Below are 23,678 nucleotides of genomic sequence, written 5' to 3' on the forward strand. Positions count from 1 at the left end.
CCAATTTATAGTAAATAGCCGTGTTCATAATGATGCTTTAAAAATATTTAGTCATTCCACTTTAAATAATTTCAAAGTGGAATGACACAACTATCAATTATTATTTAAAGTTGGGCTGCCTGCGTAAATCCAAGGTATTTGGATAATCAGGATTACTACTTTCTTCATCAGGCACTACGTATTCACTTGCGCTTTGCGCCGACTGAAAACTATGCGTAACCGCCGATGGGCTCCAGCTTGGTTCTGCTGATGCAAGTAAAGACGGTGTATGCCCATGCTCCCAAAATCTTGCGACTCTGCGCCCTTCAGCTTCAAATGCATTAACCGGTAGCGTTTCAGGATTACGCCCACCAGCATGGCTCACATGATATACAAAGCCTCCAACTGAACGTCCTTCCCACGTATCGATTAAATCAAAAACTAATGGTGCATGTACGCCAATAGTTGGGTGAAGCGCTGTAGGTGGTTGCCAAGCTCGGTATCGTATACCCGCGACCATTTCATCTTTTGCTTTACCTTTAACCGGTTTAAGCGGCACTCTTCGACCATTACACGTTACAACATAGCGGTCGCTCATTGTTCCTTGTACTTTTATTTGTACTCTTTCTAATGACGAATCTACATAGCGCGCCGTACCCGACGCACTTGCCTCTTCGCCTAGTACATGCCAAGGCTCGATTGCGGTTCTAAGCTCAAGTGTAACGTTATCAAGTTCTCGCGTGCCACATACCGGAAACCTAAATTCAAAAAATGGATTTAACCAACTTAACTGAAATTGAAAACCTGCTTGTTGTAAATCGCGGCTTACTTCAGCTAAATCGTTTTCTACATATTGTGGTAATAAAAACTTATCGTGTAACTCTGTACCCCAACGTATTAATGGCTTGTGGTAAGGTTTTTTCCAAAACCAAGCAAGTAAAGTACGCAACAGTAGCATTTGCACTAAACTCATTTGTGAATGTGGAGGCATTTCAAAGCCTCTAAATTCTACAATCCCTAAACGACCTGTGGCTGAGTCGGGTGAATAGAGCTTATCTATACAAAATTCTGCTCTGTGTGTATTACCCGTTAAATCCACTAATAAATTACGCAGTAACCTATCAACTAACCAAGGCTCAGGTACCTCACCTTCGGGCATATGCGAAAAGGCAATTTCTAGCTCGTATAAAACTTCATCACGGGCTTCATCCACTCGCGGCGCTTGGCTTGTAGGACCAATAAAAAGCCCCGAAAATAAATACGACAAACCAGGATGATGCTGCCAATAGGTAATAAAACTTCTTAAAATATCGGGTCTGCGTAAAAATGGGCTTTGCTCAGGTGTTTCGCCACCAAGCGTTACGTGGTTACCACCACCAGTACCAGTATGGCGACCATCTGCCATAAACTTATCGGTACCTAGTCGGCATTCTTTTGCTAAACCATATAGCGTTGTAGTTCGACTGACTAATTGATCCCAGGATGTTGAAGGATGAATATTTACTTCAATAACACCTGGATCTGGCGTTACAGCGTATTTTTCTACGCGGCTATCTTTAGGTGGGCTATAGCCTTCAATAACAAGCGGCATTTTAAGTTCTTTAGCCACACTCTCTATACTACTTATTAAACCCATGTAATGTTCAAAATGACTTGTTGGTGGCATAAATATATATAAACGCCCCTCTCTCACTTCCATTACAAGCGCAGTTTTAACCATTTCTTTACCAATAAAGCCCTTTTTAAGCTTTTTCGCTTTGGCAAAATTTTCTGGAATATCAAACGGGTCGCGGTCAATAATATTGCCGCTCCACTCAAGGCTGTCTAAAGGTAGGCGATAACCAAGTGGTGATTCACCCGGTAATAAAAAACAATGACCCCGTTTAAACTCCCACGTACACGACTGCCAACAGTTTTTACTATCGTTCCATTTTAAAGGTAGAACATAGCCAACAGGCTTTTCTATCCCTTTATCCATTTTAGCTAAAAAGCCTTTTCGGCTCATTGCATGGAGAAGTTCTGGTTGATCTGGCTTTATTTCGGTAGGTAATGAGGCTTCTTGCCACATGTGATATAAAATATCTTCATAAGCCGTAGTAAGTGCCTTGGTTTCAAGACCAAGTGAGTCACACAGTTTATCAGCAAACTTTTTAGTATCGGTATGATCAAATTTATAATCTTTATTAGGATCGGCTAATAGTGCAGCATCTTGCCATAAAGGCTCGCCGTCTTTGCGCCAATAGCACGCATATTGCCAACGTGGTAATGGCTCACCCGGATACCATTTACCTTGTCCGTAATGAGTAAAGCCACCTTTTGTGTATACTTTATTCATTTCTACAAATAAATTTTGAGCTAATATTCTTTTTTCTTTACCATCGGCATCAGTGTTCCACTGAGGATGTTCCATATCGTCAATAGAAATAAACGTAGGTTCGCCGCCCATGGTTAAATGTATGTTTTCTTCATTGTAAACATTATCAACGTGCTGACCTAAGCGATTAATTGCAGCCCACTGCGCCTCAGAATACGGCTTAGTAACACGTGGGTCTTCGTGTACACGCGTTACTTTATTATAAAAGCTAAACTCAGATTTACAGTCGTCTATACCGCCGGTTACCGGCGCTGCCGAGCTTGGCTCTGGCGTACATGCCAATGGAATATGACCTTCACCGGCAAATAAACCCGAGGTAGGATCAAGCCCTATCCAACCTGCACCCGGAATATACACCTCGGTCCATGCATGCAAATCGGTAAAGTCTTCTTCTGGACCGCTTGGGCCATCTAGTGATTTTTGATCAGACGTTAGCTGTACTAGGTAGCCCGATACAAATCGAGATGCCAACCCTAAATGACGAAACAATTGTACTAACAACCAAGCAGAATCACGACACGAACCTGTTTTTTTACTTATTGTTTCGTTTGCCGTTTGCACACCGGGTTCTAAACGAATGCCATAACCTACTAATTCATAAATAGCTTGATTAACAGCCACTAAAAAATCAACGCTTCTAAGCGGCTCTTTAGGATTTAAAGATTCAATTAATTCTTTAAATTTTGGACTGGCTTTGCGTTTTTTTAAATAAGGAGTGAGTTCTGATTTTGAAATAGCATCGTAAACAAACGGAAAGTTTTCGGCGTAATCTTCTAAAAAGAAATCAAAAGGATTAATAACCGTTAGTTCGGCGACCAAATCAACTGTAAAACTAAATTCGGTAGTTGGCTTGTTAAACACCACCCTCGCTTGGTAATTACCAAAAGGGTCTTGTTGCCAATTTATATAGTGATCTTCTGGAACTATTTTTAAAGAATAACTTTTAATTTTTGTACGGCTATGTGGCGCTGGACGTAATCGGAATATATGCGGCCCCATATTAACTGACCGGTCGTATTTATACTGAGTATGGTGCGAAATCCCAACTGTAATTGTCATCTATTAATTCCCCTTTAATAATGTATGGCCACAATATAACGCTGAAAATATTATTTGGACTAATTCACTTGTGCAATTTTTATACCAAAAGACTTGCTTAAGTAGTACTGTTCATCCACTCGCGGCTCTTGCACAAAGCAACGTTATGCATAAAGGTTTTGACCTAATTAATAGGAAAAACACACCAATTCAATAAATAGTAAACTTAGTGTAATTTAAACCATCAATTTTAGATTTTTAATGGTGCAGAAAATGCACCAAAATAGTGCTTTAAAATAACTTACAATTAAAGATAATTAATTTAAAATATTGAAATAAAACAAATAAAGTTAATTTTTCAAAATACTTACTCCATTATTTATAACGCTAAACGGTTATAATTAAAAGTATTTATTTAGAGTTTAAAAATCATTCAAAATAATCATTAAATAGTAAGAAATAGTTCACAATAAAGCTGCTGTTAAAGTAAGTAACGGTGCTATACTAGATCGATTTTTAACCGCTTACGTTACAGTAAAACTAACAATCTCGATGAGATAAAACAAGCAACTTTTAATACATAGATGCTTACTTTAAAGATTAGTTTTGCAGTGGTGTGTTTTAATTTCAAACAAAACAGAACACGTCCAATTTGAAAAACCAGCACACCTCACTAACCTGTTAATTTTTCATTATCATCAATGCTAAAGGTAATGCAGCCCTGGCGTATTTTCAGATTTTTTAAATCAACCCAATCTACCTAATAGGATATTTTCTTATGCAAAAGCTAACAGATGTCGGTGAAAACTTAGTTAATGGTATAGCATCTCGTTATAACCTCAGTCACGATGCAGTAATTCACATGTTAGTTAGCGTTAATAACGGCGGTTGCTCAATGGCACAGTTTAATTGCCCAGAACTTGGTGGTTCTGGTCAATGGATGCGCGGCGGAATGACAATGGTTGGCGACATGTTTAACAACGGCTTAAAATCAACCGTTGATAACTTGTGCAACGAACTTGCTAATATATTGAGCAATAACCAAATATTTCCGGTTATTCCTGCAGGAACGCCTGGCAGCAATCAATGGTGGCCAGGTAATCTAGGCAGCCCATTTAGCAGTGGTGCGCAAAATAATATTCGCTACGCTATATTCCCTAATCGCTTAGCCGTTGAATTAAATGGACAAGTGAGCGTATACGACACGTTAGATCATAATATTGGTGGTGTAAGCCAACAGCAAGGCAATAATACCTCTCTTACATTTAACAGTCAGTGGGGGACAATTAATGTAAATACCCTGCCATTAATTTCAGGGCAAACGCCAACGCCTCCAGAACCTCAAAAAGATTTTACGCAGCAAGTAACGCAGCCGAATTTTGCATCGTTAACACCAAACCAAGTTGAAGCACCGGCTAATAATACTGTGGGGCAATACTCGGTAGACGAAACACTTCAAATTATTGAAAAGTTAGCACAACTTCGCGACTCTAATGCGTTGAGTGATGATGAATTTAATATTAAAAAGTCTGAACTTTTAAAAAGGATTTAACCACTATCCTCCAATAGCATAGCGCTAAGTAAAAGTGGTTTATACGGTCTCTTTTTTATTCGGTAACATATGAAAACATTTAAATGTAATTGCACAGACCAACTTATTTTATTTTTTGAAAGCAGCCATTGTCTGGCTTGCGGTAGAACCGTGGGTATTGATGATGAGTTCGACCAAGTTGAACCCTATGAAATTGATGAGCAATCGGGGTTATTTTACAAAGCAGAAGCGCCTGAAGTTTTTTATAAAAAATGTGATAACAACGCTCAGTATCACGTATGCAATGGTATGGTTAATTTAGACACATTTATACCTGTTGCCGATAAAGACGAAGTGCTGTGTTTTTCGTGCCGCTTTAATGAAACGGTGCCCGATTTAAGTATTGTTGAACATATTCCATTATGGAAAAAAATGGAGACAGCAAAACGTCGCGCTTTGTATACATTAAAATCATTATCACTCCCTTTAAATACAACGATTCAAGAACCTGAAAGCGGATTAAGCTTCGATTTTATAGCAGATCGTAACGTAAGTGATCACTTTGTAAGCCCTATTATAGGTCAAGACGTTGTATTTACAGGACACGATTGCGGACATATCACTATAAACCTAGCCGAGGCAGACGACGTAGCGCGCTCTCAAGCTAAAATAGCGATGGGTGAGCGTTACCGTACTTTACTTGGTCATTTTCGCCATGAACTTGGTCATTATTATTTTGATCAACTAATCGCAAATTCACCAAAAAAACATGCTTTATGTAAGCAATATTTTGGTGATGACGAATTAGATTACCAGCAAGCGCTCGATATTCATTACAAGCAAGGTGCGCCAGCTAACTGGCATGAAACCTTTATCAGTGAATACGCTACTATGCACCCTTATGAAGACTGGGCAGAAACATGGGCGCATTACATGCATATTATCGATACGCTAGAAACAGCCAAAAACTTTTCAATTACAGGCTCAACAACGGGTAATGAGTTTGAATTAGATGAAGCAGACGAGCTTCGATTGCCACAAAGTGCCTATTACTTTAATTCACAAACATCGATTGATGCTATTTTAGATACTTGGATGGAATTTTCGATCATTCTAAATTCACTAAATCGCAGCATGGGACTTGCCGATGCCTACCCATTTGTACTTACTCAAGCGGTGCGAACTAAGTTATCTTTCATCCATCATGCCATTCATAACAGGCTCAATTTAATGCCTGATTTGAGCATTGGAAAAGTGTAATAAAATAAGCTCAGTCCAAAAAACATTTTAATAAAGAGCCATTTATTCTTGCTATGACTTTTCATGCATAGGTAGGTGGCTTTTTTATGATGAGAAAAAAGCCGTAAAAATAGTATATCCCCTACTTTCTCGCTGAAGCTTTGTTAGCTTGTCACAGCGAGGTTATTCTTAAGTCGACTTATGATTTTTTCTTGGTAAATACTAACTGTAGAAAACTTTTGTATTGAAACAAATAAGTCAGTTAGTTTTTCGTTTGATATATCAGAGATATTAATCCCTTTATATATAATAGGTGCATTATTTTGTCTGGTTAGATTATTCGACAGTAAAATATTCAATTTTACTGTACGTGCTAACTCTTCTTGATATAGAAAAAATTCTCTTAAATGTGTGCTAACAATATTGGCTGATTTTGATCTGTCTATCATTAAAATTTCGTCAATTAGTCGATTTAACCTGCTGCGAGACTCTATTGCTTCGTCGAGAATATCTAACCAATTAAGTTCGCTATTTGATAGTAAAGCTAAAAAATATACCGTACGTGCTTTATTGTAATTAATAAAACCAGGCCACATAACATCTTCGCTAGATACTTTAAGTGCTTTATCAAACTGCTCAGCGGCAGATTTAAGATACATACTTACTTCTTCAAGTATTGATGGCTCTATGGTATTAATGTTTTTTTGAGCCAGCTCTAAACCATCAATCGACAAAATATCTACAGAGTTCATATTTAGCGACTCTCGTAATAAATGCATGCCTTTTTTGTTGTAATACAAACCTAGGTAATTGTGGTAAATGGTTTTTGTAACTGGATTACGAAGAATTGGACCTCTCACATGAAGTAAGTCTGCATGAATATTAAAATTATCATCAGCTACAAAACTTTGGTAAGACACAACAGCTTTAAATAGCTTTATCGTTTCCGTTATTTGAATTGAATTACCTTTACTCACCGAGTGCAATATTTCACAGCGCCTATCAACTTCTGACAAAATTGTATCCATACGCTTTTTATAAAGCACTTTGTTAGTTTCTGATGCATTAAAAACAGCTGGAAATAAAACAATTAGGTCAATTATATATTGCAGGGTATCGGCAAAAAGAACGGCGGTTTCTGACTCTTTTTTTAGTTTATGCTCAATAGAGTCAAAAATTTCTTTCTCTAGTGTATTTTCATCTTGGGACTTAAACTGGTTAATCAACTCTGGAAGTGAGGTTACGTAATTTTCATTATCTAAAATGTTACCTTCCATTTTGCTAATATTATTTACACTATCAATTGATGTATATGTTCTAACAGTAATAAATAAAGCTAATACGGCTATACAAAAGCTTACTGTTGATATGGTAAAGCTTAGTAAATCTTTACCTTCTTTTAAATCATATACCCATACAGCAAGAAAAGCTGAAAGTAGAACAAGTAATAATATTGTAAAATATAACATTTTTGATGTGCGCATATGTCTTCCAGACTTGGGTCGAGCTAACAATCTAATATTGCTGATTTATAACACGAAAAACGCAGACTTCACACGCAAACTGAGAGTTACATAAGTTATTTATTATCGAGCTATAAAGCCTTTACTGAACGTAAATAATTAAATATCTGTATCACTCTTCCCACTTGCCCAGCGCTTGTTTGTCACTTTGTTTAAACTTAACCCAATTTGATGAGTCTTTAAAGTGCTCTTTTTTCCAAAACGTGGCATGGTTTTTTAAGTAATCCATTATAAATTGTGCGCCTTCGAACGCGGCTTGGCGATGGCGGCAAGTTACGCCTACAAATACAATTTGCTCGCCAAGTGCTAAGTAACCAACGCGATGAATAATGCATATTCTCGCCAGTTGCCAGCGAGTTTGTGCTTGCTCTGCAATAGATTGAAGCAGTTGCTCGGTCATACCAGGGTAGTGCTCAAGCTCAAGTGCAATAACGTTATCGTCACTGCTGAACTCTCTTACCAAACCTGTAAAGGTGACAACAGCGCCATCGCTTTTATCATTACTACAAAGCGTATTGTGCTCGTCACCTACATTAAAATCATCGGTTTGTACTTGAATATGTATGCTCATTAGCCACCTGTAACCGGCGGGAAAAAGGCAAGCTCATCCCCTGCTTTCACTATCTCATCGCTTGATGACATAGTTTGGTTAAGCGCTGCAAGTAGCTCACGCTCCTCCAGCCACGGTTGCCAATGCGGGTATTGGCTCACTAATCTTAATTTAAGCTCTGAAATACTAAGCGGCTGCGTAATTTCAAGGCTTAATTTACTGCACTTTAACCGCTCTTTTAGTTGCCCAAAAAATAATATCTCTACATTTTTGGCGCTAGGTATAGCATCGTTTGGATTAATCTCGCTGCCAACTGCCATTTTTGCCCCCAGCTTTTTGAGTAACGCGCATGCCGCTAATTTCCATTAGTGGGTCGGCTGCTTTACACATATCAAACAAAGTAAGGCTAGCCACAGATACCGCTGTTAACGCTTCCATTTCGACCCCGGTTTTACCGGCAAGTTTGCAGTAGCTGGTTATTTTAATTTGGCTGTTTGCTTCATCAAGTTCAAAATCAACAGCGACTTTAGTAAGTGCAAGCGGATGACAAAGCGGGATTAAATCAGCGCACTTTTTAGCGCCTTGAATACCCGCAATACGTGCCACGCCTAATACATCGCCCTTTTTGTTTTGATTAAGCATTACTTGTTCAAAGGCAAGCTTGCTCATGCTAATAAATGCTTCAGCTGAGGCATCGCGCAGGGTTATGTCTTTGAGCGATACATCAACCATATTAGCTTGGCCGTTTTCGTCAACGTGGCTTAACATACTATTGCTCACGCGATTCACACTTTTTACCAATGGTAATATGCGGTACAAAGTTACACGGTTTATGCATTGAGTTAAGTTGATCTTTTATAATGCCTGTCCACGCTGTTTTACATGCGCCTGTAGAGCCTGGCATACAAAAAATAACGGTGTTGTTAGCAAGTCCTGCAAGTGCACGAGATTGAATAGTTGAGTTACCAATTTCACCGTACGATATATGTCTAAATAGCTCACCAAAGCCGTCTACGCTTTTATCAAACAGCGGCGCAAATGCCTCAGGTGTTGAATCACGTTCGGTAAATCCTGTACCACCAGTCACTAAAATAGCGTGAATGGTGTCGTCGGCTATCCACTGCGATGCAATAGCGCGCATTTGGTAAACATCATCTTTTACAATTTCTTTATCCGCTAAGTGATGACCCGCCTCAGTTAGCGCTTTAATTAAGTAATGACCAGAAGTATCGGTAATCGCATCGCGCGTGTCGCTTACTGTAAGTACGGCAATGTTTAAAGGTATTTGTGTATCGCTTGTGTGGCTCATAATGTTCTTCTCAATAGGTTAATGCTTAGGTCAAAATGCTCATTTACAGCTTTAAATTGCGCCGGTGTATTGGTGTTTATTAATGCATGCGCTTTATTACATAAAAGCGTTTGCACACCAATGCTTTGGGTAAACTGTTTTATTGATTTATGACTGTTTGCGTTTGTGAGTATGTGTTTTAAATGATTTTTTACACTGCTTGTATTACGAATATACAGCGGTAGTGGTTCATTTTCAAAGTGCCAAGCATGTATTTGTGACTGATTTAATTGATTGCTCACACTTTGTACGTTATTTGTCTGAGAAGCCAGCACTATTGTGCTTAACAAACTACTCGTAAGTAGAGGCATATCAACCGCAGTAATAAGTAAATCGTGCTCGGTGACTATTAATGTGGAGTAAATTCCGCCAAGGGGTCCGCTGTTTGGGTATATATCTTTAACGTACTTTTCTGAGGGATAATCGCTCGGCGAGTAATGGCTCAATGACTTGACTGGATTTGTAACGTTGCGGCTTACCAATATATTTTTAGCACCTACCTCTTTTAATAAATCACACGCATTTTGCAAAAGCGTTTTATTTTTTAAAACTAAATCGGCTTTGTCTGTGCCCATTCTTGATGACTTACCACCAGCAAGCACAACGCCTGTAAAATCTCGCTTAACTTTTATATTGGATTTTATATCAGCTTTTATATGAGTATTCACATCAGCTCCCATATTAGCCGCCTAACATGGCTAAGTGAGTTGTCGCACCTGTTAAGCGTTTATCCAGCTCATGGCTTATTTCTTTATTGCCCATAGCGGCTTGAATTGCCTTTACGGTCGCTGCAGTATCGTCCTCGTTTAGTAGTTCGCGTAAATCTATACCTTGCTCGGCAAACAAGCATAAGTGTAATTTACCCAGCGCCGACACCCTTAAGCGATTACAACTTTTACAAAAATCTTTGCTGTAAGGCATTATTAAACCAATACGACCATCGTAATCTGGATGACAAAATTCCTCAGCGGGTCCATTTAGCTTTCCCCTAACTACTTGTAACCAGCCTTGAGCTAAAAGCTGGGCTTTAACCGTTTGCCCACTTAAGTGGTTTTCTTCAAAAAAGGTTGCGCCGTCACCGGTTTCCATTAATTCTATAAAGCGCACCGTAACTTTGTGGTGTTTTACCCACGCTAAAAAATCCTTCAATTGGTTTTTATTAAACTGTTTGGCAAGCACCGCATTTATTTTTATATCTTTTATGCCCAGCTCTACCGCGCGCTCAATCCCTTTTAAAATAAGGGTAAGTTTGTCGTGCCCTGTTATGAGTTTAAACATACTCGGATTTAAACTATCAATGCTGACATTAAGCGCATCAAGCCCTGCTTCTGCAAATTCATCAATTTTCTTTAATAAATTAAACCCGTTGGTAGTAATGGCTACTTTTTCTATGCCGCGCGTGTTTTTACAGAGTTTTATAATATCGGTGACGTCGTTTCGCAAGCACGGTTCGCCACCTGTAATGCGCACTTTTTTAGTACCTAGCTCTGCAAACGCATTTACCAGCGTGCTAATTTCGTTTTTATTTAAAAAATTACGCGGCGTATCGCACTGATACCCGTTTGGTAAACAATAACTACAACTAAAATTACATACATCGGTTATTGAGAGACGCAAATAGTTAAACTGCCGACCAAATTGATCATTAAGCATATGCTTCCTTTTTTCTTTACATTACAACCGCAACATCAATGCTGCTAGAACCTGCTTTGTAATGTTGTTTTATTAATTGGCTTAATTGTGTTTTACACGAACCGCAATTCGTTCCACATTTAAGTTCAGACCCCAATTGCTCGACTGTGTTTGCACCGTTTTTAATGGCGTTTATAATTGGCTGCTCTCTTACTTTAAAGCAGCTACACACTTGTGCACCTTGGGTAAATTCTTCATCGGGGGTTGCATAAAGCAAAGACTGTAACTGTGTAAAAGTCAGTAATGGCTCTGCAAACAAATGGTTTATCCACTCAAGTGATATTTCTTTTTGCTCGTTAGAAATAACACCAACAAACGCTAATTGATCGTTTTGAATACACTGCACATGCATGGCTTTTGCCGTATTCATAGCCGACCACTGCCCTTGTAAACCAGTTAAGGTTTGGCAGTAATACAGTAAATCACTTTTTGGTTCATTAAGCGCCAATTGGTAATTAAAGCAATTACTTGCATTAACTTTGAGCCAAAAATCACTGTCTATAACAAGTTCGTTTTTAGCAAACAGCTGCATATATTGCACAAAGGGTGCTTTAACTATATTAACAGCGCCGTGTTTGCACTCAGCCTGACCAGATAGAGGGTCAACTACCGATTGATACAACCCACTTACTGTTGCTGATGATGCAAATTGCTTGTTCCAGTGAATAGGCATAAAGCATTCACCTTTTCGCACGGCATCGGTTACTTTTGCATGCGCGGTAACCTGCCCAGTTTGGGCAATCGCACTTATTAAATCGTTTTGTTTAATTGCTAATTTACTGGCATCAAGCGGATTAATTTCAATGTACGGGCGTGTAATATGCGATGAAAGCGCAGTGCTTTTACCCGTGCGGCTCATGGTATGCCATTGGTCGCGTATACGCCCTGAGTTCATTACAAACGGGTAATCATTTGATGTTTTTTGCACCGGTAATTGCGGCATTATGGGTATAAAACGCGCCTTTTTATCAATGGTGCTAAATTGGTTATTTGTAAAAACCTGACCATTTTTATAAGGCTGATTTTTAACAACAGGCCACATAATGGGTTTTAAATTATCATACTGATTTTGTGTGAGCCCAACTAAACCAGAGAGGTTTAATAATCGGCTGCCATTATTTTCAAAGTCAGTTAATTGTGCCCATTCTTCAAAAATGCCACTTGGGTCTGTAAAATCAAAACCTTCAAAGCCCATTTTTTTAGCAACATCGCACATAATTTGCCAATCGTTTTTAGCTCCTGCATAAGGCGCTACTAACGGGCGCTGCCTTGATATTCTGCGCTCTGAGTTGGTTACTGTGCCGTTTTTTTCGCCCCATCCGGTTGATGGAAAAGCAACATCGGCAAATTTTAACGTATCACTTTTTGCAATACAGTCAGATACAACTACCAGCTCGCAGGTCTCTAATGCTTTTTTAATAGCGGCGTTATTGGGCAAGCTCACCATTGGGTTTGTAGCCATTATCCACACTGCTTTTATTTTGCCTGCGGCTATTTCATCAAACATATCGATGGCATTGCTGCCTGCTTTTTTAGCGATCGTTGGCGAGAGCCAAAAACGTTGTACAAGTGATTGATGCGCTGCGTTTTCAATATCTAAATGTGCCGCTAACTGATTAGCCAAACCACCTACTTCGCGCCCGCCCATCGCATTGGGTTGCCCAGTAATAGAAAACGGACCGCTACCTGGTTTAAGTAATTTACCTGAGGCTAAATGCGCATTAATAATGGCGTTGCATTTATCTACACCCGAGCTTGACTGATTTATACCCATTGAATAAAAGCTAATCGCACTTGGGCTTTTAGCAAATAGCGCGTAAAACTCAGTTACTTGCTCAATTGCTATATCGCAAAAGTCGCTAACTGCCTCACAGCTCCATTTTGTTGCCTCTTGCAGTGCGCTTTCAAAGCCGTTTGTGTGCTGAGCAATAAATTGCGTATCGAGGTGGTTATGCTTATTTAAATAATTAAGCAAACCGTTATAAAGCGCAGCGTCACTGCCTGGTTTTATATTTAAAAATGAGTCGGCAAGCTCAGCGGTGTCGGTTTTACGCGGATCAATAACCACCACTTTCATATTTGGGTTAAGTTGCTTTGCACGCTCCATTCGCTGATATAAAACCGGGTGAGTCCATGCTGCATTAGAGCCAATTAAAATAAGCAGCTCAGTTTGCTCTAAATCCTCGTAAGTACACGGCACTACGTCTTCACCAAAAGCCCGTTTATAACCTGCCACAGCAGACGACATACACAGGCGCGAATTTGTATCAATATTGCCTGAGCCTATGTAGCCTTTCATTAATTTATTAGCGATGTAGTAATCTTCAGTAAGTAACTGCCCCGATACATAAAAAGCCACCGCATCGGGTCCGTGCTTTTGTATTATGTCGTTAAATTTATTGGCAACGTGGTCGGTTGCTTCATCCCACGTAACGGATTGGTTATTAATAAGAGGCGACGTTAAGCGATTATCACTGCCTGTTGTGTCAAGCAAATGCGTGCCTTTTACACATAAACGACCAAAGTTTGCGGGATGCTCTCGCATGCCTTCAAGCTTGGTTGGCACATTATTAAAAAGTGAAATATCAACACCACACCCTACACCACAGTAAGCACATGTTGTTTGTTTTAAACTCGTTTTATTTATAGTTGGTGACGTGTTTGCGGTTGCCATACTGCTCTCTTTTAGTGTGCTTTAATTTATGCGGGCTGTTTTACAGGCTCATTAAGGGTAACTACGTTAATAGTGTTACTTGCTTTAGCGAGTGCGCTGCTTATTACGTTTTGAACGAGTTTTTCACAACCACCACAGCCTGTACTGGCTTTGGTGCTTTGCTGCACACTTGCCAAATCTATGCAGCCTTTAGCGACTGTTTGTTCAATGGTGTGTTTAGTTACTTTATGACAAGCGCAAATAATGGCGTCATCAGGCAAGTCATCGGCGCTTAGCTCTGCTATGTCGCCAGCAAGGGGCATAATGAGCGCTTCTGGGGCGGTGGTAAGTTCAATGTCGTTTAAATGATATTGCAGTAAATTATCGTAATCGCTGGTATCGCCAACAAGCACGGCGCCAATCAGCTTATTACTTTGTGAATTAGTGACTACTTTTTTATAAATACCATTGGGTTGATCTTCAAAATAATAGCTTATTGCACCTTCGCTGCGTGCATGTGCATCGCCAATAGAGCCTACTTCAACACCCATTAATTTAAGCTTGGTGCTCATATCGGCACCACTGAACTCATCGGCTTTATTGTCTAAGCCATTACTTTGCAAGGAACCTTGCTGGGTCTGTTGTAAAATATGCCCAACTGCAATTTTAGCCATGGCGTAACCGGGTGCCACTAAGCCAAAAATAAAATTATTCCACAGTGCACATTCACCAATTGCGTATATGTTTTTATCGCTCGTTTGGCAGTGGTTATTAATTACAATACCGCCGCGCTCGCCTAACTCTAAATTAAACTCGCGGGCTAAATTATCATAAGGGCGAATACCTGCTGAGAATACAATCATATCGGTTTCAAGGGTTTTGCCGCCTTTAAAACACATTTTGTAACGGCAACTTTCACCTTCTACTATTTCCTCAGTCGCCACTGACGTATGTACAGTAACGCCCAAATCTGTAATTTTGTTTTTTAGTAACCGACCGCCCCCCGCATCAACTTGTACACCCATAAGTTGCGGTGCAAATTCTATTACGTGAGTCTGTAAACCCAATTGCTTTAATGCGTTTGCAGCCTCAAGACCCAGTAAACCGCCACCAATTACCACGCCTACTTTGCTGCCGTGGGCTGAGTTTTTTATTGCGTGTAAATCGTTAATGGTGCGATAAACAAGGCAATGCTCGCGATCTTTACCCGGTATAGGCGGTACAAATGGGAATGAACCTGTAGCAAGCACAAGTTTGTCGTATTCAAACAACTCCCCTTTAGCGGTCGTTACAGTGTGCATATCACGATTTATATCAACCACTTTAGAATGAGTATGAAAGCGTACTTGCCAATCGTCATAGGTTTTATTGCATGTAAGTGCGAGGTCGTCTGCGGTTTTACCTTTAAAAAAAGACGATAGTTGTACGCGGTCATACGCTAAACGGTCTTCACCGCTTAATACCGTAATTTCAAATTGCTCATCAGCCTGATTTTGAGAAACCAGCTGCTGCACAAAATGGTGCCCCACCATTCCGTTTCCTACCACTACAACACGCTGCTTGCTTAGCATTTACTCACCTTAAAATGATATCTACTTTAGTAATTGACTAAAATTGAAATCGAATGATTTGTTATAGGATTGTTATAGCAATATGTAAGCCAAATATATAAGCATTTAAAATCAGCAAGTTGCCTACATTGGTGCAGAAGTAAAAAGCATAAAGCCCCACAAGATGGTGCAATTGCACCATCTTGTGTCGCTATAAATTACAAGAGGATATTAGAAGATAAAGAGGATTAAAATTTAGCGCTCATCCATATCCACAATTTTTGAGTATCGACTTTATTAGCTGCAGTATCGCCCGCTGAGTAATCAGCATATTTAACACCCACTGCGTATTGTTTATTAATAGGTTTAACGTATTGTACGTTTAGTTCAGTACCCAAATCGTCAACCCCATTTGATTGCTCATTAGCATCAAAACTGTGATAAGCCACCAGCCATTTTCCGTCAAACGCTTTACCATTTAAACTTATGTAAGTGTCGTCCAAGCCTTGTGCGGGTGTATTTAAAAACGTATCTGCCCAACCATTAAATTTATGTAACGTGGCAAGTGGTGTTGCAAACCCGTAATCGCTATTGTCAGAGCCAAGTGACTCTATGCCGACTTTTAATGTTACTGTCTTATTGCCCAAACCATTTAAATCAACAGCGCCTTCAAGTGCATAGTAATCGGCATCAAAATCACTCACGTTTGTTGAGGCAGACTGCGTTGCATACTCCGCTTTGTAATAAAACTTTATGTCGTTTAGGGTTTTATTACCGTTAAAAGAAACGCCATAAGTGTCTAAACTGTCGTCTTGTAGTGCATCGTCACTTAATAAGTAACTGTATAAAACCACTTTGCCGAAGTCTGTTTTAAAGCTTGCATTAATTAGATGATCGGACGATTTAATGTCTTTATCGTCAGCAAATATGCGGTTACGCTTATTTAAATAACTGTACTGTAAATCTATGTTATTTAATGCGTAATTAATGGTTGCTGCATCAAAGGTTTGCCTATCTTGGCGCCAACCTACGTGCCCAACAAAACGCTGCCCATCAAGGGCTATTACTTGGCGTCCTACTTTTAGCGATAGACCATCGCGGGCATATTTAACAAAACCTTGGTCTATCTCAGTGCTTTCTGGGTCTGCAATAACAGAGTAATTAGTGTTTTCCCCCACCGTATTGTTGTAATCATCTACGCCCAATAGGCTGCGAGTGTCTTCTACTTCAATAACGGCTGAAAAACCATTAACCTCGTCTGTTTGATGCGTTAAGCGGGTTCTAAGTGTTAAGCCGCTTGCATCTTTTAAGGCATTTTCTTGATCAACGCTTTCAAAACGCAGTCTAAAATCAAGATCAGTTTGCGCAGCAAAGCTTATTGAAGGCGCAGTGAAGCAACCCAGTATAAAAATAATAGGTAAGTTGTTCTTATAGTTAAGCATTTTGGTTCTCTAAGTTTTAATTATTAATACACATACCAAAGCAATAAATAAACACAGCGAAATACATTTCCACACCATAACTGGATCGCGTTTCATTATTGAGCTTTTATTAGCGGTACTTTCTAAATAAGGATTAGGTTTGTTGATATCGTTTATAAACTCAGAAAAAGCTTGGTATCTGAGCTCAGGTTTAGGGGCAAGCGCTTTCATAAGGGCTTGATCTAACCAAAACGGAATATCGGCTCTGTATTTACGAATACTTGTGTAGTGCCAATGGCTGTAATCTTTTGGCGCTACGTGGTTAAGTGGCAGTGGTTTGTAAGGTAATTTTGAGCACAATAACTCGTATGCAATAACGCCAAGTGAAAACAAATCACTTTTAAAATCGGCGTGCATAGTAATAAGTGTTTCGGGTGCGGTGTAGTCGGCAGTGCCTTGCGGGCAATCATCCGCAATTTGTTTGACCGACTCGTCCATAGCTGCAACACTTACTGTGCCGTAATCAATGAGCGTTACTTTTCCGTGCGCATCTATCATTACATTATCGAGTTTTAAATCGCGATGTACCATATCGAGTCGTTGAAACGCCCTTAGTGCATGTACTATTTGTTCAATAATACTGCGCACTTGGGTTATTTCTGGGTGCGGCACATCGTGCTTCCAATCACTGAGTGTTTGCCCGTCCATGTACTCACAAATATGATACAAAAAACGACTCTGCGATTGCGTACTCAATACTTTCATCACGTTTAAATGGTTTATGCGTTGACCTACCCAGCCTTCTCTTATAAAGCCTTGAAGGTAGTGCACATCGTCTTCAAAATTAACCGAAGGTGCTTTTAAAACCACTGGCGGTATATCGGGCGCTTGTTGCACTAAATAAATGTGCGAGCGACTACTGGCATGCAATTTACGAATAACCGTGTAGTCATCAATTTTTTGCCCAACATTAAGCGCAGGTGGAATCTTTCGTCGTGTTAGCGAATGATAAAGCTCATCTAACTTTTGCTCGGCAATATTTTCTACTTTTACCAGTAAGCAACTTACGTTGTCGTCACTCCCTCGCGCTAATGCAAGTTCGGTAATTGCTTTAGCTGCATTTTCTAAATTAGTGCGCTCTAAATTAACGTGTTCATTAATTAATTTAGCTATATCGCTGTTTGGGAGCACATCGTGTACGCCATCGCAGGTTAATATATAAATATCGTCTGCTTTAAGGTCAACTTCGTAAACATCTATTTCTTGATGAAGTTGTGCGCCAAGTGCACGCGTTAGCGTATCGTTTACTTTGTGATCCCGTGTTATCGCCTCAATTTTATTTCCTCGCAAGCGGGTAATACGCGTATCACCTAAGTGAAATATATAACCCGTTGCCGACTTTAAAATAAGTGCTGTAAAAGTGGTCATCCAATCGGCTTGGCGTTGACCAAGGTGATTGTAATTAACCGATTGCGAATAAAGCCACTGATTTAAACTTGCTAACACCTTCGACACTGACTTTTTAACCGCCCAACTTTCGGGGGTATTTAAATACTCATTTATAAAATGAGTAACCGAAAGTTGAGACGCTTGTTTAGCATTTTTTGCTGATGAACACCCATCGGCTAAGCAGGCAATAACGCCTTTAGACTCTTTTTCTTGCGCTTTGGTATTAAGAGCTGCAAACGCATCTTGGTTTTCTGCTTTTAACCCTTTAGCACTGTGCCCGCCAAATGAAACGTTGAGTTCATTTTTTAGCGCTTTAGCGTGGAGTGTTTCATCAAACATGGTCAATAATGCCTTAAGTCACTGAAATAAGTTCAACGGTGCCGTCTTCATTTACTTCGGTAATGTGTCCATCTGGTTCTTTCATAAAAAACAGTGCGCCCAAGCCAAGTAATGCACTACCCGCAATAATGAAAAAGAAGGTTTGATAATCAACAAGTGACAATGCCGTTAAGTAAACTACTGCACCAACATTACCGTATGCGCCTGTCATACCTGCAATTTGCCCTGTTAAACGACGCTTAATTAGCGGTACTGCGGCAAATACAGCGCCTTCACCTGCTTGCACAAAGAACGAACATACCATAGCAGCTACTACAGCAAGCCATAAAGGCCACGATGCATCAACCAAGCCCATTACAAAATAACCAACAGCAAGACCCATCGTAAGTACAATAAGTGTTATACGACGACCTAATTTATCTGAAATCCAACCGCCACCAGGGCGAGATGCTAAGTTCATGAATGCGTAAGCAGAGGCTAAAATACCGGCATACACCATATCAAGCGCAAACACATCCATAAAAAACAGCGGCAACATAGAGACAACCGCAAGCTCAGAACCAAAAGTTGTAAAATATAAAATATTTAAAACAGCCACTTGCTTAAACTCATAACGATGCGACTCAGGTACAGGCTCTTTAAAAATATGACCATTTACGTCAAAGGTTTTATACACTTCGTAAATATAAAGTAGGACTAAAAAAGCATACACAGCAAGTACAAAATTAGCCGAAATTAAGTTAGCACCGGTTGGCGAAAGCTTCCAAGTAAGTAATGCTAATGCGCCGTACATAGGAATTTTCATAATAAGCAGTAATACAAAGTCGCCTTTACTGGTTACTTCCATTGCGCCTACTTTTTTAGGTTTAAAGTATGTACCACCTTTTGGCGTATCGGTTACATTTAAATACCAAATAACACCAAATATAACGCTTAATACACCGGTTAAACCTACTGCATAACGCCAGCCATCTTCGCCACCAAACATAAGTGCAATAATTGGTAATAACATAGCCGCTGCTGCTGATCCAAAATTACCCCAACCGCCATAAATACCTTCCGCTATACCCAACTCATTAGCAGGAAACCATTCACTCACCATACGAATGCCCACAACAAAGCCAGCACCAATAAAGCCTAAAGCAAAACGCGCTATTGCGGCTTGCTCAAATGTAGTTGCCATAGCAAACATAAAACATGGAATACTACAGCTAATAAGGAGTGCCGCATAAACAATACGGGGACCAAATTTATCGGTTAGCATACCCACCACAACACGCGCTGGAATAGTTAACGCTACATTTAAAATTAGTAATGTTTTAACTTGTGCCATGGTGATCCCAAGTGAACCCGCTATGGCACCTAATAAAGGAGCATGGTTAAACCATACAAAAAATGACACAAAAAAGACCATCCAACTTAGATGCAATACTTTCATTTTTCCGCTAAACGATATTAGGTTAAACCCTGAACTCGGTTGCATGTTTATTTCCTCGTAAACGTATTATTGTTTTACTAATGCTCCACTCTTTTATATGAGTAGCAGCCCAATGTTTGTTAAATTTAAGTTAACCCGATATAGCAATTACTGAGCCACTAATTAAAAACCATAAATTTCATATGGTTACATGCCACAGCTGTTTTTATACGTTATAGTTGCACTATATGAGTGAAGGGCTCTGGGTTGTTAGAGTGCAAATAAAAAGCGTTACTACTTGCTCTTGGATTTAACAACTTGGTATTGTTCAAAAAAAGGTTGAGAAGTTTGAAAATGCAAAAAACACCATTAACTTACCAGCAGCAACTGCGCTATTCTCGGCACATTATGCTGCCGCAGCTTGATATAGACGGACAAGAGCAGCTATGGCAATCGCATGCTTTAATTATTGGTGTGGGTGGGCTTGGGTGTGCGGTAGGTCAATACTTAGCGGCATCTGGCGTTGGGACGCTTACCTTAGTTGATAACGATGAAATAGACGTGACCAACCTGCAAAGGCAAATACTGTATAAAGAAAGTGATATTGGTAGTTCAAAATGCAGTGCTGCTAAAAAGCAGCTTAACGCGCTTAATAGTGAAATAGACATAAACACCATTGAGGCATTTTTTGATACAAGTACCTCTACAGAACAATTATTTAATAACATTGATATAGTGATTGATTGCTCAGATAACCTAGCAACGCGCAATGCACTTAATAGCGCCTGTTTTAAAGCTAAAGTTCCGCTAGTGTCAGGCTCTGCAATACGTATGGAAGGACAAGTCGCGTGTTTTACTATGGATGAAAACAGCCATTGTTATGGCTGTTTATCACAATTTTTTAGTGAACAAACACAAAGCTGCTCTGAATCCGGTGTACTTTCCCCTATTGTGGGGCTAATAGGCAGCATTCAGGCTACTGAAGCGCTAAAAATGCTTGCTGGTTTGCCAAGTGGTTTAAGCGAGCACTTATTGCTGGTGGATGGTTTAAGCATGGAGTTTAATCGTTTTAAAATAGCTAAAAACAGTCAATGTGCGGTGTGCAGCATTTAGTTATTCTAGATTACTGATTGTTGTATAAAGCACATCGCCCACTTTAAAGTCGTTTTTGTCCCACACTCGTCTTGATGCCAAACAATACAATGTTTGCCCATCTACATTAAGCGTTAGCTGCCACTTATTATTAATAAGCTCAGCCTGAATTAATACCGACCTTAAAACATTACTGTGCGTTGTTTGCTCAGGCTTTAAAGCACTAAACGACATTTGCTCACTTTCTATAATTAGCTTATTACTGCTGTCTACAAGTGCAGGAAGCACAAAAAGCGGCTGCTCACTTTGCTGTAATTGTAGTTGATATAGCCCGTAGTCTTCATCAAATTTAACCACATCGTAATTAATTAAGCTCAGCGGTGTTTGCCTATCGTTTGCATAAATAGCCTTTGCAACGTGTGCACTTGCACCCTGGTTTATCACCTTACCTTTATCAAGCTGAATAAGGGTATCGCAGCAAAATAGCAGCTCTTTTAATGAGTGACTTACTATTATAAATTTAATATTAAACTTAACTGCAAACTCGCTAAGTTTAGTGAGCGTTTTAAAACGCAATGACCAATCAAGCGCACTAAAAGGCTCATCAAGCATTATAAATTTTTGACCTGCTAACAGCGTACGCGCAAATACTACACGTTGGCGTTCGCCACCCGATAAGCTTTGTACGTCACGGTTTAGTAAGTCTTGTAATTCAAGCGCTTTAACAACGTATTCTAGCGTTAAGCTAGTTTGTTTATTCCCGCAGTGTTTTTGTGTAAACGCTAAATTACCTGCCACATCTAAATGAGGAAACAACGGGCACGATTGCAACTGAAGCGTAATACCGCGTTTATCGCTTGGTAACTCATGCACTGGCTGATTGTTTACATAAACATTTTTTGCCGGCTCTAAACCGCTAATACAACGCAGTAATGTTGACTTACCCGAGCCAGAAGGCCCGTAAACACCCAATACATTAAACGACTCAAGCTCAAGGTTTATATCTAAATCAAAGTTATTGAGTGCTTTAAAAAGGCTTAACTTAATCATGTTATTGCTTAACCCCTACAATGCTTTTATTAAACTTAAATAACAGCACTAAACAGGCAAACGAAATAGCCAGTAAAATAAGTGAAAGCTGATGCGCCGCCGTATAATTTAACGATTCAACATGGTCATAAAGCGCAATAGACACCACCTGTGTTTGCCCCTGAATATTACCGCCAATCATTAATACCAAACCAAACTCACCCAATGTATGCGCAAAGCCTAAAGCAAATGCGCTACCAATACTGGGTTTTAAAAGCGGAATAATTAAATGCACAAAGCGTTTAAACGGGCTTAACCCAAGCGCAATGGCTGCTTCGTTATAGGTTTGATTAATATGCTTAAACCCAGCCACAAGAGGCTGCATTACAAAAGGCAGCGAATAAAAAAGCGAGCCAATAACCACGCCCTGAAAACTAAACGCAAGCTGAGTACCCGTTAGCCAAAACCAAAACTGCCCAAAAGCGTGATCAGGCGAAAACAAAACAAGTAAGTAAAACCCTAATAACGTAGGCGGCAGCACTAAAGGCATTGCAATTAATGCCTCTAAAAATGGTTTAAATTTACCGTTATAGCCAGCGAGCTTGTAAGCCAGTGGAATACAAAAAACAAGAAGGAGCACTGCGGTTATAAAGGCAAGTTTTATAGTTAACCACAGCGCGGTTAAATCACTTTGAAGCATTGTTGTCCTTTATTCTGTAACCTAATTCAATTAACTGCTGCTGCGTAGCTTCTGTCATTAAAAATTGCATGAGTTGCTTAGCGCTAGCACGCTTTTTAGTCGAGCTAATAATAACGCCTTGTTGAATTATATCGGGATATTGATTTGTAGGCAGCACGGTGTAATCTAAATATTTTTGATCTTGCGTGTTACTATAAGCTGCCTTTAGTGATGAAACAGCCACCAGCCCTATTCCTACATTACCACTTTCAACAAACTGAAATGCATGCGTAATATTATTACCGTACACATAATTTACTGGCTTTTTAAAATGGTTATTCGCGTAGTGCTCTGAGGCACGCCCGTATGGTGAAAAACGCGGATTAGCAATGGCTACTTTATCATTTACTTTTTCAGCTTTGGGTTGCCACAAAGCAAGTTCGCCTAACGCGTAAGTGATTAAACTACTTTGCTCGGCATAGCCTTCTTTAATAAGTGATTGCGGTCGAAAATCGTCGGCCGATAAAAACACATCAAATGGTGCGCCATGCACTATTTGCGAATATAAAACACCGCTAGAAGCGGCTGATATTTTCACGTCAACATTAGGTAATGGGGATTTTTTTAGTAGGGTTTGCAATACAGTTTTAAAATTACTCGCTACGGCTACTTGCAGCGTTTCTTTTGCGTTTACGCCGCACGAAAGCATGCATGCGATAAGCAAAAAATAACCCAACCATGTATTGTAAAGCTTTGACATTATAAGTATTGTTTC

19 protein-coding genes are annotated in these 23,678 nt (G+C 39.6%); 3 read left to right on the forward strand and 16 right to left on the reverse strand.

Going from position 1 to position 23,678, the window contains the following annotated elements:
• Positions 1-100: 100 nt before the first annotated feature.
• The gene (locus tag GQR54_RS10755; RefSeq protein ID WP_166377606.1) at positions 101-3,412 is read right to left on the reverse strand and encodes a transglutaminase family protein; all 3,312 of its coding nucleotides are present in this window, start codon (positions 3,410-3,412) and stop codon (positions 101-103) included.
• 757 nt (positions 3,413-4,169) lie between these two features.
• Between GQR54_RS10755 and GQR54_RS10760 the strand changes: the two genes are divergently transcribed.
• Together GQR54_RS10760 and GQR54_RS10765 are read left to right on the forward strand one after the other, a co-directional pair.
• Positions 4,170-4,943 (forward strand): SHOCT domain-containing protein, encoded by a 774-nt coding sequence (locus GQR54_RS10760; protein WP_007585227.1) that lies wholly within the window; start codon positions 4,170-4,172, stop codon positions 4,941-4,943.
• Between the two features lie 69 nt (positions 4,944-5,012).
• Positions 5,013-6,182: a putative zinc-binding metallopeptidase gene (locus GQR54_RS10765; protein WP_166377607.1), complete on the forward strand. Its 1,170-nt coding sequence runs from the start codon at positions 5,013-5,015 to the stop codon at positions 6,180-6,182.
• 143 nt (positions 6,183-6,325) lie between these two features.
• Here the strand turns inward: GQR54_RS10765 and GQR54_RS10770 are convergent, their stop codons facing one another.
• From GQR54_RS10770 to GQR54_RS10825, 12 genes are all read right to left on the reverse strand, one after another.
• Positions 6,326-7,645 carry a hypothetical protein gene (locus GQR54_RS10770; protein ID WP_166377608.1) on the reverse strand — a complete coding sequence of 440 codons (1,320 nt, stop codon included), beginning with the start codon at positions 7,643-7,645 and terminating at the stop codon, positions 6,326-6,328.
• Positions 7,646-7,796: 151 nt separating this feature from the next.
• On the reverse strand, positions 7,797-8,255 hold the full coding sequence (moaE, locus tag GQR54_RS10775) for a molybdopterin synthase catalytic subunit MoaE (protein ID WP_166377609.1): 459 nt from the start codon (positions 8,253-8,255) through the stop codon (positions 7,797-7,799).
• Positions 8,255-8,554, reverse strand: coding sequence for a MoaD/ThiS family protein (locus GQR54_RS10780; RefSeq protein WP_166377610.1), 300 nt, complete (start codon positions 8,552-8,554; stop codon positions 8,255-8,257). Before GQR54_RS10780 ends, moaE begins: the two co-directional genes overlap by 1 nt.
• Positions 8,532-9,002 carry a cyclic pyranopterin monophosphate synthase MoaC gene (gene moaC / locus GQR54_RS10785; protein WP_166377637.1) on the reverse strand — a complete coding sequence of 157 codons (471 nt, stop codon included), beginning with the start codon at positions 9,000-9,002 and terminating at the stop codon, positions 8,532-8,534. Before moaC ends, GQR54_RS10780 begins: the two co-directional genes overlap by 23 nt.
• Position 9,003: 1 nt before the next feature.
• On the reverse strand, positions 9,004-9,543 hold the full coding sequence (moaB, locus tag GQR54_RS10790) for a molybdenum cofactor biosynthesis protein B (RefSeq protein WP_007585240.1): 540 nt from the start codon (positions 9,541-9,543) through the stop codon (positions 9,004-9,006).
• Positions 9,540-10,262 (reverse strand): molybdenum cofactor guanylyltransferase, encoded by a 723-nt coding sequence (locus tag GQR54_RS10795; RefSeq protein WP_166377611.1) that lies wholly within the window; start codon positions 10,260-10,262, stop codon positions 9,540-9,542. The genes moaB and GQR54_RS10795 overlap by 4 nt, the downstream gene beginning before the upstream one ends.
• 1 nt (position 10,263) lies before the next feature.
• A complete protein-coding gene (gene moaA, locus GQR54_RS10800; protein WP_166377612.1) occupies positions 10,264-11,235 on the reverse strand; it encodes a GTP 3',8-cyclase MoaA in 972 nt (323 codons plus the stop codon).
• Between the two features lie 16 nt (positions 11,236-11,251).
• On the reverse strand, positions 11,252-13,948 hold the full coding sequence (locus GQR54_RS10805; RefSeq protein ID WP_166377613.1) for a nitrate reductase: 2,697 nt from the start codon (positions 13,946-13,948) through the stop codon (positions 11,252-11,254).
• Positions 13,949-13,974: 26 nt separating this feature from the next.
• Complete coding sequence (locus GQR54_RS10810; RefSeq protein ID WP_166377614.1) at positions 13,975-15,498, reverse strand: FAD-dependent oxidoreductase; 1,524 nt, start codon at positions 15,496-15,498, stop codon at positions 13,975-13,977.
• Between the two features lie 227 nt (positions 15,499-15,725).
• Positions 15,726-16,919: an alginate export family protein gene (locus tag GQR54_RS10815; protein ID WP_166377615.1), complete on the reverse strand. Its 1,194-nt coding sequence runs from the start codon at positions 16,917-16,919 to the stop codon at positions 15,726-15,728.
• Between the two features lie 9 nt (positions 16,920-16,928).
• Positions 16,929-18,686 (reverse strand): bifunctional protein-serine/threonine kinase/phosphatase, encoded by a 1,758-nt coding sequence (locus tag GQR54_RS10820; protein WP_166377616.1) that lies wholly within the window; start codon positions 18,684-18,686, stop codon positions 16,929-16,931.
• Positions 18,687-18,699: 13 nt separating this feature from the next.
• Positions 18,700-20,169, reverse strand: a complete 1,470-nt coding sequence (locus GQR54_RS10825; protein ID WP_166377617.1) for a NarK family nitrate/nitrite MFS transporter — start codon at positions 20,167-20,169, stop codon at positions 18,700-18,702.
• Between the two features lie 288 nt (positions 20,170-20,457).
• Between GQR54_RS10825 and moeB the strand changes: the two genes are divergently transcribed.
• Complete coding sequence (moeB, locus tag GQR54_RS10830) at positions 20,458-21,216, forward strand: molybdopterin-synthase adenylyltransferase MoeB (protein WP_166377618.1); 759 nt, start codon at positions 20,458-20,460, stop codon at positions 21,214-21,216.
• On the opposite strand, the gene GQR54_RS10835 is transcribed toward moeB, so the two are convergent.
• Genes GQR54_RS10835 through modA form a run of 3 tightly spaced genes read right to left on the reverse strand, consistent with a single transcriptional unit; the run spans position 21,217 to position 23,663 of the window.
• Complete coding sequence (locus GQR54_RS10835) at positions 21,217-22,245, reverse strand: ATP-binding cassette domain-containing protein (RefSeq protein ID WP_166377619.1); 1,029 nt, start codon at positions 22,243-22,245, stop codon at positions 21,217-21,219.
• A gap of 1 nt (position 22,246) precedes the next feature.
• Positions 22,247-22,924: a molybdate ABC transporter permease subunit gene (gene modB, locus GQR54_RS10840; RefSeq protein WP_002959821.1), complete on the reverse strand. Its 678-nt coding sequence runs from the start codon at positions 22,922-22,924 to the stop codon at positions 22,247-22,249.
• Positions 22,911-23,663: a molybdate ABC transporter substrate-binding protein gene (modA, locus tag GQR54_RS10845; RefSeq protein ID WP_197192926.1), complete on the reverse strand. Its 753-nt coding sequence runs from the start codon at positions 23,661-23,663 to the stop codon at positions 22,911-22,913. The genes modB and modA overlap by 14 nt, the downstream gene beginning before the upstream one ends.
• Between the last annotated feature and the right edge of the window lie 15 nt (positions 23,664-23,678).

Origin of the sequence: Pseudoalteromonas sp. Z9A4, from assembly GCF_011378845.1 — a bacterium.
Taxonomy (GTDB): domain Bacteria; phylum Pseudomonadota; class Gammaproteobacteria; order Enterobacterales; family Alteromonadaceae; genus Pseudoalteromonas; species Pseudoalteromonas arctica.